This is a genomic window from Clostridium sp. Marseille-P2415, from assembly GCF_900155545.1.
Lineage (GTDB): Bacteria > Bacillota > Clostridia > Lachnospirales > Lachnospiraceae > Lacrimispora.
Genome location: NZ_LT732526.1, coordinates 1256529 through 1273895 on the forward strand (window position 1 = coordinate 1256529; position 17367 = coordinate 1273895).

Genomic DNA, 17367 nt, shown 5'->3' on the forward strand with positions numbered 1-17367 from the left:
TATAGAAAACCATAAGTCTTATAACCATAGATTAATCCGATCTTGCCTGCATTACCAGTAACACGTCTTCATACTTATTTATTCAGTTGTTCTCAACTAGACACAATATAGCACTGTTTGTATGAAAATGCAACTGCTTTCAAAATTTTCTGCATTTATGCCAATTTTAACGTAAGAAAATTGTATGTTTTTAACAAAGTCAGTGTATCCATCAAACAAAGTTTGGCAATTCAATCATGGCAGGCAAAGAATACTCTTCCAAAATAGGATGTGTCACAAAGAACGGTCTCTTTCATGCGCCCTGTAATTATTGTCGTATCCCGCATTTCAAGGTGAAGCGCTTCTTGAAAGATACAGTTCGTCAGCTATGTCCTCTAATCTGACATAGCTTGAGGATGAAACCAGATTCCTTGCAATGTAAAGAAATCTGGCATTATCGTTCGAACCAAAGTTATTGGTCAGACCGGACTGAGGGCTAACTTATCGGCGGTAAGAGGCCTGTTACTGACAGCCAGCTGATAAATGATGCTTTCCTGCCTTCGTTTCATATCTGATCCAATAGATTGTCCATAATTTTCAATCACATTTTCCAGAGAGGTTTTATAATCCCTGTTCCATGCGGATCACCCGGCCCACCCAGTCCCGGTAAAAGGACTCCTCATGGGATACAAATAAAACCGTGCCCGGGAACCGGGACAAAGCGGTTTTCAAAGATTCCTTGGCCTGTATATCGAGATGATTGGTCGGCTCATCCATGAGGAGGAAATTGCAGGGCCTTAAGGTGAGGAGACACAGCTTCACCTTTGCCTGCTCGCCTCCGCTCAGCGTACCGATTGACTGATCGGCATGCTTTGAATAAATGCCGCAGCGGGCCAGAGCTTTTCGTATTTCCTTTATTGTAAGGGTAGGATACTCATCGGAAACGATCCGGACCGGCGTCAGCTTTTTATCTTTCCACACAGGCTCCTGCTCAAAATACCCGATGTCCGCCTGCTCCGAGAAAATAAAATCCCCGCCCAGCGCAGGAATCTGCTTTACCAGCGTTTTTAAAAGCGTTGACTTTCCGATTCCGTTAAAGCCGGTGATCACCGCTTTTTCCCCTCCTTTTATGGTAAAACTGATATCTGACAAAACCGGCTCCCCATATCCCACGGATAAATGCTTTACGGACAAATGAACGGTTTCCGTCAGCGGCAGTTCCGGAAAATGAAAAAACGGCCGGATCTCTTTTTGCTCCAATTCCTCCAGACGCTCCATCCGGTCCAGCTGCTTTTGCCTTCCCCTGGCCATTCTTGACTTTCTTCCGGCAATATTCCTTCGGATAAATTCTTCCGTTTTTTTAATTTCCTTTTGCTGCACGGAATACCGGCGTGTATAATCTTCCAGCAAAAGCGCCTTCTTCTTTAAGAATTCTTGATAGGTTCCAAAGTACTTGGTTATTTTCTCATGGTCTATATCACAAATGCAATTTACCGCGCTTTCTAAAAAGTCAGAGTCGTGAGAGACCACCATAAAAGCGTTTTCAAGGCCTGATAAATATTTTCCAAGCCAGGAAACATGCTCCTTATCCAGGAAATTTCCGGGTTCATCAAGAAGCAGTACATCCGGCTTCTCAAGGAGAAGCTTTGCCAGGATCGCCTTTGCCCGCTGCCCGCCGCTCATCTGCCCAATAGGCCGGTCCAGTCCGGCAGATACCAGCCCCAGCCCTTCCGCCACCTGTCCGATCCTCGTCTCAATCAAATAAAAACCGCCAAGCTCCAGCTGTTCCTGATACTGTGCTGCAAGCTTTAAAACCTCCATATTCCCATTGCCTGCCCGCCGGTAAAGCTCATTCATTTTTTCCTCTGTCTCATATAAACGGCTAAACGCGTTTTTTAAAAACTCCTTCACCGTCATTTCCGGGCCGGTACTTGCATACTGATCCAGATATCCCACCGAAATTCCCGGCTGCCACAGGACCCGTCCCTCATCAGGAATGACCTGTTCCGTGCAGATCCGGATAAGAGTGCTTTTTCCTGTTCCGTTCTGCCCCACAATCCCCATATGCTCTCCTTTGTTAAGAGAGAGTTCTCCGTTTCTGTAAAGGGAATGCTCCCCAAAGGAATGGGATAATCCCGTAATATCCAATAAACTCATGATTGTAAAATCCTTTCTCTGTTAATTCCAAATAAAAAAGCAGAAAGCAACGATACTTAAACGTATCTGCCTTCTGCTGAGATGAGAGATCCCGGGATCCCTGTACATCCACAAAAGGCTACGGACAAAACATTGCCCATAGCCTTCCGCACATAAAAAATCATACGAAAAAGAAGCATCAGAACAGGCGAGCCCCTATGGGCCGTTCCGGTCTGATTGCTCTCTTTTCCGATGAAATCCTAACGCGTATATGATCCGCTATACTCTGCACAATGTTTCATCGGTCCGGATTGTACAGAGTTAAGTTTTCTTTTCAATTGATCTGACAAATAAATGCCCATATCGATTCTCCTCTTAACTATAATTCACGGTTATGGTAGCATACCTGTCTGACTTTGTCAATGAAAAGAAGCCAAAACAGAGGCGTCGCTATGTCTGTGCATCTATTGGAGCACTTATTTAAGTGCTGATTTGTTTTATTGTCAGCTTTTATTCTGTTATCACACGCTGGGTACCAGCCGGAGAATTCTATCATCCCCGGGAGCCGGAAGCCCCCTGCCGTCCATGTTGCTGGTAGTAAGATATATGGAACCGTCCCTTGCCTGATAGGCTTCCCTTAACCGTCCGTAAAGGCCCTGCAGTAACCGTTCCACTTGAACCGCTTGTGTCCCGGATTCGTCAAAAGTGATTGCCAGGAGTACACTTCCCCGGAGCGTTGATACAAGCAACTGCCCCATCCGGGGACCGCTGGTTACGAAGGCCAGGCCCGCAGGGGCCCAGGTATCGTTCCCGCTTTGTATGACGGGTTCCAAAAAATTATATCCCTGCATTTCCTCATCACCTGTAACCAAAGGCCAGCCATAGTTACCACCCGGCTGTATGATATTAATTTCATCATGGGCCGTTTCTCCATGATCTGAGGCATATAACACATTCCTGTCATTCCAGGCCAGGCCCTGAGGATTTCTAAGTCCCAGGGCGTAAACCGGTGAACCCGGAAAGGGATTATCAGGCGGAATACTTCCGTCTGTTCCAATCCGCAGAATTTTACCGGCCGGACTGCTTATTTCCTGTGCAAGATAACGCTCACCGGCATCACCGGCAGTTATATACAGGTAACCATCGGGGCCAATTTTTAACCTTCCGCCGTTATGGAACTGGCCTGCCGGAATCCGGTCCAAAAGAATTTCCTCCCCGGAAGCGGTATTTCCCTCGATGCGCATACGTACCACACGGTTGTAAAGTCCTCCGTTTTCCATATAGGTATACATAAGATAAATATATCCGTTTGAAAGAAAATCCCTGTCCAAAGCAAGCCCCAGAAGCCCGCCTTCTCCGGTACTGACAAATGGAGGGCCGAATGTATACACAGGCACCGGATTTAATATCCCGTTTTCTATGACACGCAGGTTTCCGCTGCGCTCTGTAAAGAACAGCCTGCCGTCTTCACTGATGTCCACTGCCCAGGGTATATTGAGGTTTTCTGCAATAATCTGAATCTGAAATGAAGAATTCTGAGAGTTAAGAATACCAAACCGGATATATTCCTCATTACGGTACCAGGCAGTCATATAGCTTAATGTGTTAAAACTTCCGTAAATCATGGCTTCTTCCTTAATACCCTTAACCGGCATTGCCTGCCATATCTTCCTAGCATTATATGTCAGGAAATAAAATCATGTGCAAAGCTTCATTTTTAATTCTCTCGAATTATCGTTTTGGAACGACCTTTCTTACCAATAACGCTCCGCTGCCGGACATCTTCGAACAGCAATCGCTGCCCTCATTTCTACAAAACAGCCGCATAAACGGCAAACCCCGTTCATCAGGCAGCTGCATCTTTCACAGCAGGATAACCGTTCTTTGTATAAGCTGTCATCTGCTCTTACACTTTCATCCAGATGATCAACATAGCGCTGCAAATGTTGAAAAAATTCCTCTTCCGGAATGGAGTTCAGGCATTTCCTGCAAATTCTCTTTTCCATAGCCTTTTCCTACTTTATTGCAATATGCAGAACACTGCAGGCGGGTATTGTAAAATTCAGCCCATTCTTTCCAGTATGTATTTCATCATATATTTCCCGCCCCACTCTCCGTGGATTCTCAAACGTATTTCCGGCACGGTATTCCTCTGTCACAATCTCTCCCACAGCCTCTGTCACCGGCAGATTCAACACGAATGTCTCAATATCATACGCTTCTGTCAAGGACAGATTCGTCATTGTAAGATGCAGGATTCCTTCCTCATCCATGGTCACTGATTCTGTCAAGTTGGGAACCATATACTTATCTTCCATACCGATCTGCTCAGTCTCAAGGCTGCTTTCAACCAGAAACGAATCCTGATGATGCTGGTACATATGAAACACATGGTAGGTAGGCGTCAGAATCATGTCCTCTCCTTCTGTCAGAATCACGGCCTGAAGCACATTGACCATCTGGGCCAGATTTGCCATGGTGACTCTGCGGCTATGCTTATTAAATATATTCAGCGTAATACCGGCAGCCAGCGCATCCCGCATTGTGCTTTGCTGGTATAAGAAGCCCGGTCTGGTTCCCGGTTCCTCCGTATACCAGGTCCCCCATTCATCCACAATCATACCGATCTTTCCAGACGGATCAAACATATCCATAATCGCACCATGACGGCGGATCAGCTCATCCATATATAACGCTTTGCTTAACGTCTTATACCATGTTTTTTCATCAAACTCCGTGGCGCTTCCTTTCACCTTCCAGCCCTCCGGGTGGACATAGTAATGCAGGGACAAACCATCCATAAATCCATGCATGGACTCTGACGAATGGGCAAAACAAGCGCTCAATACATTCCGGGTCCATTCATAATCATCCACATTTGCCCCACAGGCAATTTTCTGTATTTTTTTATCCTTCTTATAATCTCTTACATAAGTCTGATAACGGCGGTATTNCCTTGCCTGATAGGCTTCCCTTAACCGTCCGTAAAGGCCCTGCAGTAACCGTTCCACTTGAACCGCTTGTGTCCCGGATTCGTCAAAAGTGATTGCCAGGAGTACACTTCCCCGGAGCGTTGATACAAGCAACTGCCCCATCCGGGGACCGCTGGTTACGAAGGCCAGGCCCGCAGGGGCCCAGGTATCGTTCCCGCTTTGTATGACGGGTTCCAAAAAATTATATCCCTGCATTTCCTCATCACCTGTAACCAAAGGCCAGCCATAGTTACCACCCGGCTGTATGATATTAATTTCATCATGGGCCGTTTCTCCATGATCTGAGGCATATAACACATTCCTGTCATTCCAGGCCAGGCCCTGAGGATTTCTAAGTCCCAGGGCGTAAACCGGTGAACCCGGAAAGGGATTATCAGGCGGAATACTTCCGTCTGTTCCAATCCGCAGAATTTTACCGGCCGGACTGCTTATTTCCTGTGCAAGATAACGCTCACCGGCATCACCGGCAGTTATATACAGGTAACCATCGGGGCCAATTTTTAACCTTCCGCCGTTATGGAACTGGCCTGCCGGAATCCGGTCCAAAAGAATTTCCTCCCCGGAAGCGGTATTTCCCTCGATGCGCATACGTACCACACGGTTGTAAAGTCCTCCGTTTTCCATATAGGTATACATAAGATAAATATATCCGTTTGAAAGAAAATCCCTGTCCAAAGCAAGCCCCAGAAGCCCGCCTTCTCCGGTACTGACAAATGGAGGGCCGAATGTATACACAGGCACCGGATTTAATATCCCGTTTTCTATGACACGCAGGTTTCCGCTGCGCTCTGTAAAGAACAGCCTGCCGTCTTCACTGATGTCCACTGCCCAGGGTATATTGAGGTTTTCTGCAATAATCTGAATCTGAAATGAAGAATTCTGAGAGTTAAGAATACCAAACCGGATATATTCCTCATTACGGTACCAGGCAGTCATATAGCTTAATGTGTTAAAACTTCCGTAAATCATGGCTTCTTCCTTAATACCCTTAACCGGCATTGCCTGCCATATCTTCCTAGCATTATATGTCAGGAAATAAAATCATGTGCAAAGCTTCATTTTTAATTCTCTCGAATTATCGTTTTGGAACGACCTTTCTTACCAATAACGCTCCGCTGCCGGACATCTTCGAACAGCAATCGCTGCCCTCATTTCTACAAAACAGCCGCATAAACGGCAAACCCCGTTCATCAGGCAGCTGCATCTTTCACAGCAGGATAACCGTTCTTTGTATAAGCTGTCATCTGCTCTTACACTTTCATCCAGATGATCAACATAGCGCTGCAAATGTTGAAAAAATTCCTCTTCCGGAATGGAGTTCAGGCATTTCCTGCAAATTCTCTTTTCCATAGCCTTTTCCTACTTTATTGCAATATGCAGAACACTGCAGGCGGGTATTGTAAAATTCAGCCCATTCTTTCCAGTATGTATTTCATCATATATTTCCCGCCCCACTCTCCGTGGATTCTCAAACGTATTTCCGGCACGGTATTCCTCTGTCACAATCTCTCCCACAGCCTCTGTCACCGGCAGATTCAACACGAATGTCTCAATATCATACGCTTCTGTCAAGGACAGATTCGTCATTGTAAGATGCAGGATTCCTTCCTCATCCATGGTCACTGATTCTGTCAAGTTGGGAACCATATACTTATCTTCCATACCGATCTGCTCAGTCTCAAGGCTGCTTTCAACCAGAAACGAATCCTGATGATGCTGGTACATATGAAACACATGGTAGGTAGGCGTCAGAATCATGTCCTCTCCTTCTGTCAGAATCACGGCCTGAAGCACATTGACCATCTGGGCCAGATTTGCCATGGTGACTCTGCGGCTATGCTTATTAAATATATTCAGCGTAATACCGGCAGCCAGCGCATCCCGCATTGTGCTTTGCTGGTATAAGAAGCCCGGTCTGGTTCCCGGTTCCTCCGTATACCAGGTCCCCCATTCATCCACAATCATACCGATCTTTCCAGACGGATCAAACATATCCATAATCGCACCATGACGGCGGATCAGCTCATCCATATATAACGCTTTGCTTAACGTCTTATACCATGTTTTTTCATCAAACTCCGTGGCGCTTCCTTTCACCTTCCAGCCCTCCGGGTGGACATAGTAATGCAGGGACAAACCATCCATAAATCCATGCATGGACTCTGACGAATGGGCAAAACAAGCGCTCAATACATTCCGGGTCCATTCATAATCATCCACATTTGCCCCACAGGCAATTTTCTGTATTTTTTTATCCTTCTTATAATCTCTTACATAAGTCTGATAACGGCGGTATTCATTTGCATAATATTCGGGAGTCATGTTTCCGCCGCACCCCCAGTTCTCATTGCCAACACCAAAGAAATCTACGTCCCAGGATTCTTTTCTTCCATTGGCTTCCCGCAGCATAGCCATGGGAGATAGTCCATCGAAGGTCATATACTCAATCCATTCCGACATTTCCTGTACCGTTCCGCTCCCCACGTTGCCATTAATATATGTTCTACATCCCAGCTGACGGCATAATTCAAAATATTCATGAGTCCCAAAACTATTATCCTCAACACTTCCACCCCAGTGTGTATTAATCATCTTTTTACGGGATTCCTTCTTTCCTATCCCGTCTTTCCAATGATATTCATCCGCAAAACAGCCTCCCGGCCAACGCAATACCGGAACCCTTATTTTTCTTAGCGCCTGCACCACGTCCTTGCGCATTCCATTTTCATTTGGTATCGCGGAATTTTCGCCGACATAGATTCCTTCGTAAATTCCTCTTCCCAGATGTTCTGAAAAATGTCCATAAATCTCCCGATTCACCTTGCTGATCCTTTTCAAAGGATTTATTACTAATTTTGCCATAACAGATACCCCTTTCTTAATTTCAACCGGAAGAAACACGCTTTGCGAGTTTGCCCGGGTAAATAAAAAGGATGGCTTTCCCCCATACCGGGGTTTGAGCCATCCTCCTGTACTAAATATTATTTTCATTTTTTACAGGACCATAGTGAATACGCACCTTGATATCCTGATTGTAATTTCCGAAACTGCTTCCAAATATAGTCAGGCCGCCTGGGTTTACCGCATCATCCTTTACCTGGAATTTCAATTTGATCGGACTGCGTCTGTCAAGATTCAAATCATCAATCCTTACAGAAGATATTTTTAACCCATCAATAAAGGTACCATACTGATTCACTACGATCATTTTTAAAAGGCCATATTGATTCCAGTTGGGAAACCACCAGTCCGGCGTAAAAATTCCCTGAACATCACCAAAATCCCCCGGGCTGGTCCACGTTCCCAATTCCACATTATTGATGCAAATCGTAATATCGGAAGGCCAGTCATTATTGACTCCAGGTGCTTCACTTCCTATTTCAAGAGAAAAAGTGATCTGATCGACCTGCTGAAGCGGAGGAAGCAAATTGGGGATCATGTATTCAATATATCCTTTTGTAAACCAGACGATCTCAGCTTTAAACCGATCCGGATGGGCAAAATAGCGCGGATCATCCACTTCCCCTATAATTGCCCGGCTGCTGGCCAGGCCACAAGTCGGCAGAATCTGATAATCTGAAAAATACCCTACATTAATATCGGTCGTGTATGTATTTTTCCCATTATCACTTTGTTTCGGCGCAATATCCACCAGCAGCTTATCAACATTCACACGGCACAGCTTCTGGTTCCCATGACCGTTATGTTCTGTTATCACCCGAATAATACCACTGTCTTCCAGCTTCCTGATATGACTGGTTAACGCTCCATTTGTCACTCCAAGACTGGAAGCAAGTTCATTCATATTCATTTCGGTATGCTCTATCAAAAGCTTTATGATCTCAATTCTCAGTTCAGATCCCAGAGCATTAAAAACCTTCAGCCCTTCTTCTATATTTTTAATATGCAGCATGGCAGTTCCTTTCACATATGAAGATACGCGGATACTTACTTAAAAATTTTAGACAAACCTGAATATCATCATACATGAATTTTCATGAAGATACAATACCTGATTTCGAAAAAGCTGCATCTTCCACTTCTCTATATGCTTTTGGAGTTTCGGCTCAAAAAACTCTTTATCACATACAAAGATTCCTCATTCTGCTTTGCTTCCCCATATCCCCTCTCTGTCACCTCCTGTCTTTCCGTTTTGCAGTAGGATGATTGTTTCATTTGTACCATATCGGAAGTATATGCTTTTTTCTCTGTTCATATTATTTCACCCCTTAACAGCACCAACCGTCATGCCCTCAATAAAATATCTCTGGAAACATAAAAATACAATCAATACGGGAAGAATTGCAAACATGGAACCCGCAATCAGCAAATCATAGTTGTTCCCATAAGGGGTCAGCAATGTATTAAGGCCTATTGGAAGCGTAAATCTTCTGGCATCACGGTATACCAGCATTGGCCACAGCATGTTGTTCCATGATCCCATTGCACATAGAATTGCCATCGCTGCAAATGCCGGCTTGGTAATTGGAAGCATAATCTTCACGCAAATGCCAAATTCCGTAGCTCCATCGACCCTGCCTGCATCCAGAAGTTCTTTCGGCAGCGAAACCATATACTGCCGGAAGAAAAATATGGTGGATGCACTGCATACCCCCGGAAGAATCACACCGGCAACCGTATTAATCAGGCTTAAGTCTATCATTTCCTGATAAAGCGGCAGCATCAGGATCTCAAAAGGAACCATCATAGTTGCGATTACCAGGAAGAATAATATGTTCTTGAGCTTATATTCATACATGGTCAATCCATAGGCCACAAAATAACAGATCATCAAAGTTAGTCCTACCGTAAGCAGAGTTAATACCGCGCTGTTCTTAAACCATAAAAAATATTTTTTTGAGTCCGCATTCCAGGAAAACAGGTACTTATAATTATCCAATGTCATTGTGGAAAAATCCAGGTTAATGCTCAGCCCGTGCCGGATCAATTCCCTGCCGGGCCTGAAAGAAGCGAGGAATCCTGCCAATACCGGAAACAGAACCAGACAGCACAGGCAGGCAAAAAACACAATTGCCAAAACCGTAAGGAGTTTATCCTTTTTATTCATAACTATTTTTCCTCCTTCTTAAAGGTACCATTAAAAATAAGCTGAACCACATTAATCAGGAGTGCTATTGCAAGAAGAATCAGGCCGACAGCCGAAGCATATCCCATTTGATTCTTTTCGATTCCTCTTTTGTAAAGATATCCGACGATCGTCAAACCGATATTTTTCGGCGAGCTGTTTCCTGCCCACAGCATAAAGCTTTCCAAAAACATAGCCAATCCTGCATAGACACTGATGGTGAGCACATACACCGTAGTTGGCTTTAATAAAGGAATGGTGATATAGCGAAATTTATTCCATGCAGAGGCCCCGTCAATAGCGGCTGATTCATACAGAGTTGTATCAATGCTTTTCAGTCCCGATAAGAAGTACAGCATATTGACTCCCGTCCACCTCCAGCAGCAGAGTACAAGAAGTGCGGTCATGGCAAGATTCTTACTCTTAAGCCATGCAACCGGTGCCTTTCCAAAAAAGCTTAAAAAGACATTCATCTGTCCCGTGGGCAATTCAGAAAACATCAGGCGGAATAAGGTACCTGAAATCACTACCGATGTCAATGCCGGTAAATATAATACCCCTTTCCAGAATCCTTTCGCCTTTACCAGATTACTATCCATCAAAACAGCAAAAAACATGGGAAAAGGCAGTAATAATGCTATGGAAAGAACCATATATGTAAAGCTGTTCCTAATCGCCGTATGAAACGTAGTATCTTTCAATAGTTTCGTATAATTATCCACCCCGATCCACTCAATCCGCCCCGGAAGAATACTCTGAAAGCTCATTTTAACCGTACTGAACAGCGGATAGATCCAAAATACCGTAAAACTTAATATAAATGGCAGCACAAAAAGAAAAGGAGCTGCTTTTTGTGAATACAGGATTCGTTTTATTTTCATTCCATCCCCTCCAATCATTTAACAGGCCGGTGTTATTCCCTTCCAGCCGAGCGCTCCGGCCCTTGCTTCTATATTACTCTTCCAACTCCAGATAATCCTGCGCTTCCTGTAATGCCTCATCCACAGCTTTCCCGTCTTCCAGGACCTCGTTAAGTGTAGTAGTGCAAAAATAATCATTGATTCCGGGAGTCATACTCGTAACGCTCAACGTCATGATTTCTGCTTTCACTTCATTTAAAACATCAAAAGGATTGGTCTTGAAAAAGCTGATATATTTATTGGCGGTATCTTTCGTCACCGTTTCATCAGTCCACAGCTTCGTATTGCATACATCGAAGCCCAGCTGCTCCCAAATCTGGCGGCTTCCTTCCTGGGAGCATTTTGCGAATGCAATAAAATCCGCAGCCAGTTCCGGATCAGAGGACTGTGCCGTTACCGCAGTACCCGTTCCTCCGATTCCGACAGAACGGTTCTGTCCCTCTTTAAATACCGGCAATGGTGCCATGGCTACTTTTCCTTTCATTTCAGGCATATAATTTAAGAAACGGCTCATATACCATAATGCTTTCGGGAAGGATGCGATATTTCCATCCAGTATATTCTGAAAGCCTTCTTCCAAATCCACATGTCCTGCGGGTGAAATCATCGCAATGCCTTCTGACAGCCAATTCTGCTGCATCGTAAGCATTTTCTTCACAGATTCCAGCTGCACATTCACAGAACCATCATTGGCAGCTGCCCAATCTTCCCCATACTGGGCCATTGCAATTGTCAGCCAATCGATGCCGGCAGTATCCACGCTTGTCAGCTTCACTTCCCCATTGGACGCCTCTTTTAATTTCTTACCCGCTTCCGTATAATCATCCCATGTTTTGATTTTCGTATAATCAATGCCATACTTTTCCAAAATCTCCGTATTATAATACATAACGGCCGCCCCTACATGTGTTGGCACTCCATAATAATTTCCATCTTTCGAATACACATCCAATCTGGACTGAACCATATCTTTTTTATATGGCTCCAAAGCTTTATTCAAAGGATAAAGCTGTATTTCTCCCTGAAGGAAATTCGGGAACTGACCGATTTCAACATCGCACAGATCCGGCGCACCCTGTCCGGTCTGCAATGCCATGATTAATTTATTATGCATGTCGGGAAATGGATAAGTAGTAAAGGTCACCTGAATCTGCCGGTCCGGGTTATCCTCATTCCATTTTTCAACCATACTCGCATAAAATGTATTATGTAATTCCACAAATGACCACATTTCCATATGCGTACCGGTATCCGGTCCTACCGTTGTTACCACTGCTTCTTCTGTTTCACCGGCAGTTGTCTGCGCAGAATCTGCTGATGAACTGCATCCGGATAAAATAGTTGCTGCCACTGCAGCACCGGCCAGGATGCCGGCTAATTTTCTTTTCATAATATCACTCCTTTAGTTTTTATTATAATATTATAGTCTTTTCTAAACACTTTGACAAAAAAATAACTATTTCTTAAAAGAAAACACTGGTTCTCCTTCTGCATTCCACCTCGCTTTTATAACCATCGTATGGCTGTTCGGGTCAAATAAATACCCCATCTTCTCCTTTCACAAAACTGTTATGTCCCGGGCCAAATATGTGCTTGGTTTCATCCATAGACAAAGCTCTGGTTTCCGGCTCTTTTTCCATGCACGCGGATCCGTAAATCATCATTCTATGGCAGACATGCTTGGTCGTTTCATATATTTCCCCTGACTTATTTCTTATAATTTTGTCTATATTATACAACTACATTCGCTTTAGTTCAAGCATTATTTTAGCTATTTATAAATTATTTCTTATTTTCCTATAGTTTAAACATTTTATTCTTACTGTAACATCTCTATGGCGGCTTCAGCCAAATGATGAATCGAAAATACGCAATCTATGCTCCAAACAAGATTCGACTGTGCTATTTAAACGAACCAAGCGCAAATTTTGGCACATAAAGTGTATAATTTTGGCACTTGGGTTGAATCTTAACTTCTTTTTGCTATTATAAAAATATCTATCCCCCCAACCAGTAACGTTTTATATATTTTAGAAAAGCGGGATATTTATTATTTTTCAGGAGGTGGTAATTATGAAGAGAAAGAAAATAATTTCTTTTCTAATGGTTTTTACCCTTTTTATGGGTACATGCTGTTATATACCAAAAACAGTATCAGCAGCTACAAACGGAGAATCAATCGTAAATGATTTTGAGACAGGCTTAAATGGTTGGGGGCCTAGAGGCAGCGAAACGGTGAGTTTAAGTACAGAACAGGCTCATAGCGGAGAGTACAGCTTAAAGGTAAGCAACCGTACCCAAACCTGGCACGGAGCAGCCAGTAACGAAACGGATGAACTGACTTTGGGAGAAACTTACGTATTCGGAATATGGCTTTATTATACCGGAGATACCTATTCCGGTACTAATAATTTCAGTCTGCAGCTGCAATACAATGACGGGGTAAATGACCAGTATAAAACCATAAAAACTGCAGCAGTAACAAAGGGTTCGTGGACTTATCTGGAAGGACAGTACACCATTCCCACCGACGCGGCAAATGTATACATTTACGTGGAATCGGAATATAAGTCATCCCCTGGTACACAGGATTTTATGGACTTCTATATTGATGATTTTAAGGCAGCTCCGGCGGACTTACCAGAAATTGAAGAAGATATTGCCAGTTTAAAAGATGTATTTTCCCCCTATTTTCATATGGGAGCCGCTTCAACGGCCAGCGAGCTGGCACCGTCACCGGCAAAAGACCTGATTTTAAAGCATTATAACCTGCTGACTCCCGGCAATGAATTAAAACCGGAGTCCGTTCTGGATCATGATGCTACCATCGCTTACCTTAAGAAAAATCCCGATGACCAGACCAATCCCCAGGTAAATTTAAGGGCAGCCAGAACTTTACTTGAATTTGCCAGAGACAATCATATTCCCGTAAGGGGACATACGCTGGTGTGGCACAGCCAGACACCGGATTGGTTTTTTAAGGAAAATTACTCCACGGATCCCTCCGCTCCCTGGGTATCTAAGGAAGTAATGTTAAAAAGATTGGAAAACTACATAAAAAACCTTATGGGATTGTTAAAAGAAACTTATCCTACGGTAGAATTCTATGCCTGGGATGTGGTAAACGAAGCCGTAGATCCCAATACTTCAACAGGTATGAGAAATCCGGGCTCCAACAATACCACAGCCGGCAATTCCCCGTGGATGCAGACCATTGGCCCGGAATACATTGAAAAGGCATTTGAATATGCCAGAAAATATGCTCCGGAAGGCTGTAAGTTATTTTATAATGACTATAACGAATACGAGGATAAAAAGAGCAGCTTTATCTATAATATCTTAAAAGATTTAAAAGAAAAGGGCCTGGTTGACGGTATGGGAATGCAGTCACATTGGACCATGGATTATCCAAGCATAAGCATGTTCGAAACCGCAGCAAGGAAATACGCTTCCCTTGGTTTGGAATTGCAGCTGACGGAACTGGATATAAAGCAGCCGAGCAACACGGAAAGCGCTCTTGCAGCTCAGGCTGACCGCTACAAACTGCTGATGAATAAAGCAGTGAATTTAAAAAAAGAAGGGATTAATATTACGGCAGTTATCTTATGGGGAGTTACGGACCGAACAAGCTGGCTGGGAGGATATCCGCTTTTATTTAATGGGGAGTATAAAGCGAAGCCTGCATATTATTCTATCATTCAAGGACTGAATGAAGATCCGGATGACCCTCCTGCAGGGAAAGCAACGGCAACCGTAACCACAACAAATAATGGAAACAGCATCAGCCAGAAGTATACGGTAACCGCAAATGGCGGGGCCATTGATTTGTCAAAGTTAACCCTGACATTTACGGCAGATGGCATGAGCAGTGCAATCCAGAATGTCTGGTGCGACAATGCTGCCCTGCAGCTTAGTTCGGCACCCTGGTATAGTTCCATTAACAACTATGTTACCGGAAGCATAAGCGATCAGACATTAACGTTAACCATAAAGGAAAAGACCGAATTGCCGGAGGATGGAAAGCTGGTTATGGACATCCGCTTTGCAAAGGCGGACTGGTCCTCATACGATAAATTAAGCGATCCGGTATTGCATGTGTATTATGATGGGACACTCATAGAATAATAATGATGCATAGTATGACAATTTTTACTTAAATCTGCAAAGTTAAAGTGGCCTCCTCCGATGACTCAAACAAAAAACAATCATTGGAGGAGGTAAAATTCCGGAATCCATTTGTCAATATTTTATCATCTATAATCTGATATCCCGGTAATTGTTCGGGTTCCTATAATCCTTCCCATAACCATCATCATGATAGTATCGGTAAAATGCCTCAGTCTTCACATAGGAAACCAGCTTTAAATTCACAAAGTCAACTTCCTCCACATTCCTTCCCCCCTTTGACAAGGGTAAGATGTGATCCGGGCGAAGGAAAAACACAATAGAATCCATTGGTACGCCGATATAATGCCAGCCTTTCTCTAAAACGGTGCCATTAAGATTTTCTCCTTCTCCCAGCGTGACCATCTTCATATCCTCAGGCAGGTAGACATTCCGTCCTTTCGCATTCTGTATATAAACAGGTGCGATCATCAGACTTTCTCCCACCAGCAGCTGATCCTCTGTTTGTAAAGCCATCTCATCTTCCGGATAATCAAAGGACAGAGGCCGGAAAAAAAGTTCATTTTCTAGAGCCGCCTTCATAAATTCACTATAAAGATAAGGGAGCAGCTGATATCTGGCTTCAATCAGCTTTCTCATACCTTCTGTCTCACGGAACTGATACAGCTCCTGCTCCCGGGTTCCCATTGCAGAATGATTTCTCATCAGCGGCGTAAAAACACCAAATGCCAGCCAGCGTTTTATAAGGTCTTCTGTCGTATCTGCTCCAAATCCTCCAATATCTGCACCCGTATAGAGAAAACCGCACATATTTAAGGATGGCATCATCTGAATATTTAAAAGCAAATGGGACCACCATGACTTATTATCACCTGTCCAGACCCCTCCGTATCGATGCATTCCGATATAAGAGGATCTGGAAAACATTAGAATGCGCTTCTCAGGCTCATACTTTTCAAAGGCTTCTCCTGCCGCTCTTGTCATATAATAGCCGTAAAGATTATGAACCTGATCATGACGCACCTTTTTCCCCTGAATATTATGATAGAACCGTTTATAATCTTTCTCACTGTTGGGGATTCCCCGGATCAGCTCCTGGAATGCAAACCAGTCCTTTAAAACCAGATTATCTTTCTGCTTATATTGTTCTATTTCTTCAAATGCCTCTTTCAAGTGTACATCGGTATAGAAAATAGCAGGTTCATTCATATCATTCCAGAAGCCGTCGATCCCCTGTTCCAGCAGAAGCCTGTACTTGCTGCCAAACCATTCTCTCGCTTTATCATTGAGCACATCCGGAAAATGAGTCCTGCCCGGCCATACTGCGGTCACAAAATCATTGCCTTCTTCATCCTTGCAGAAATAATTGCCCGCAGATCCCTCCTCGTAGACATCATAGCCAGGCTCGATTTTTACACCGGCATCAATGATGGGAACCAGATGAATCTTCTGTTCCTTCATTTCCTTTACAAAGTCTGGAAAATCCGGAAATGCCTCCTTGTCAATCGTAAAGTCTTTATACCGATCCATGTAGTCAATATCCAGATAGATACTGTCGATGGGAATCTGGCTTTCCCTGTACCGTTTGGCAACCGTTCTTATATCATCCGCCGATTTATATCCCCAACGGCTCTGGCCATATCCGAATGCCCACAGCGGAGGAATATAACTCGGACCGATCAGCTCCCGAAATTCCTTAATGATGGCGGGAACGGTTCCCCCTTCTATTATATAGATATCAAGATCGGTTCCTTCCGGTATGATCTGTATTTCCTCCAGCTTTTTAAAACCTATGTCAAAGGTTATCTTTCCAGGAAAATCCACAAAGATACCTGCGTTTAATCTTCCTTTTAATACGAAAAAGTTATGCGCACCATAAAGACTTTGTTTATCCTCCTGATGGTGCGGCTCATCGCTGCAATAACTGACATATCTCCAGCCCCGTTTATTAATACCGCGTACCTGCTCTCCAAGCCCGTAGACGATATCATCTTCTTCCATAAGAAGCCGGAAAATAAGCGGATCATGATTCTGTTCATAAGGGCATTTATCTGTTTCCGGTACTATATTTTTTACAACGGCATCTGTCTGGACAGGTGTCCCGTAAGTATATTTTTTTATCATGTTT

General features: G+C 43.8%; 12 protein-coding genes. 1 reads left to right on the forward strand and 11 read right to left on the reverse strand.

The genetic code is table 11. From position 1 onward, the window contains the following. Positions 1-600 precede the first annotated feature (600 nt). The 10 genes from BQ9856_RS10770 to BQ9856_RS10815 form a co-directional block, all read right to left on the reverse strand. A complete protein-coding gene (locus BQ9856_RS10770; protein ID WP_077611034.1) occupies positions 601-2136 on the reverse strand; it encodes an ABC-F family ATP-binding cassette domain-containing protein in 1536 nt (511 codons plus the stop codon). 500 nt (positions 2137-2636) lie between these two features. Beyond that, positions 2637-3770: a PQQ-dependent sugar dehydrogenase gene (locus BQ9856_RS10775; RefSeq protein ID WP_235839188.1), complete on the reverse strand. Its 1134-nt coding sequence runs from the start codon at positions 3768-3770 to the stop codon at positions 2637-2639. A gap of 99 nt (positions 3771-3869) precedes the next feature. Then, positions 3870-4121 (reverse strand): DUF6171 family protein, encoded by a 252-nt coding sequence (locus tag BQ9856_RS10780; RefSeq protein ID WP_077611035.1) that lies wholly within the window; start codon positions 4119-4121, stop codon positions 3870-3872. Positions 4122-4130: 9 nt separating this feature from the next. Next, complete coding sequence (locus BQ9856_RS25185) at positions 4131-6107, reverse strand: PQQ-dependent sugar dehydrogenase (RefSeq protein WP_235839189.1); 1977 nt, start codon at positions 6105-6107, stop codon at positions 4131-4133. A 99-nt stretch (positions 6108-6206) separates the two neighbouring features. After that, complete coding sequence (locus tag BQ9856_RS10790) at positions 6207-6458, reverse strand: DUF6171 family protein (RefSeq protein WP_077611035.1); 252 nt, start codon at positions 6456-6458, stop codon at positions 6207-6209. A gap of 9 nt (positions 6459-6467) precedes the next feature. Beyond that, positions 6468-7970 (reverse strand): alpha-N-arabinofuranosidase, encoded by a 1503-nt coding sequence (locus tag BQ9856_RS10795; protein ID WP_077613343.1) that lies wholly within the window; start codon positions 7968-7970, stop codon positions 6468-6470. Positions 7971-8082: 112 nt separating this feature from the next. Next, positions 8083-9021 carry an ArsR/SmtB family transcription factor gene (locus BQ9856_RS10800; RefSeq protein WP_077611036.1) on the reverse strand — a complete coding sequence of 313 codons (939 nt, stop codon included), beginning with the start codon at positions 9019-9021 and terminating at the stop codon, positions 8083-8085. Between the two features lie 309 nt (positions 9022-9330). Continuing rightward, a complete protein-coding gene (locus BQ9856_RS10805; RefSeq protein WP_077611037.1) occupies positions 9331-10176 on the reverse strand; it encodes a carbohydrate ABC transporter permease in 846 nt (281 codons plus the stop codon). Positions 10177-10178: 2 nt separating this feature from the next. Next, complete coding sequence (locus BQ9856_RS10810; protein WP_077611038.1) at positions 10179-11075, reverse strand: carbohydrate ABC transporter permease; 897 nt, start codon at positions 11073-11075, stop codon at positions 10179-10181. Between the two features lie 73 nt (positions 11076-11148). After that, positions 11149-12504, reverse strand: a complete 1356-nt coding sequence (locus BQ9856_RS10815) for an ABC transporter substrate-binding protein (RefSeq protein WP_077611039.1) — start codon at positions 12502-12504, stop codon at positions 11149-11151. Between the two features lie 683 nt (positions 12505-13187). Here BQ9856_RS10815 and BQ9856_RS10820 point away from each other — a divergent pair. Beyond that, positions 13188-15239 carry an endo-1,4-beta-xylanase gene (locus BQ9856_RS10820; protein ID WP_077611040.1) on the forward strand — a complete coding sequence of 684 codons (2052 nt, stop codon included), beginning with the start codon at positions 13188-13190 and terminating at the stop codon, positions 15237-15239. Between the two features lie 129 nt (positions 15240-15368). Here BQ9856_RS10820 and BQ9856_RS10825 read toward each other — a convergent pair whose 3' ends face one another. Next, positions 15369-17363: a glycoside hydrolase family 31 protein gene (locus BQ9856_RS10825; protein WP_077611041.1), complete on the reverse strand. Its 1995-nt coding sequence runs from the start codon at positions 17361-17363 to the stop codon at positions 15369-15371. Positions 17364-17367 lie beyond the last annotated feature (4 nt).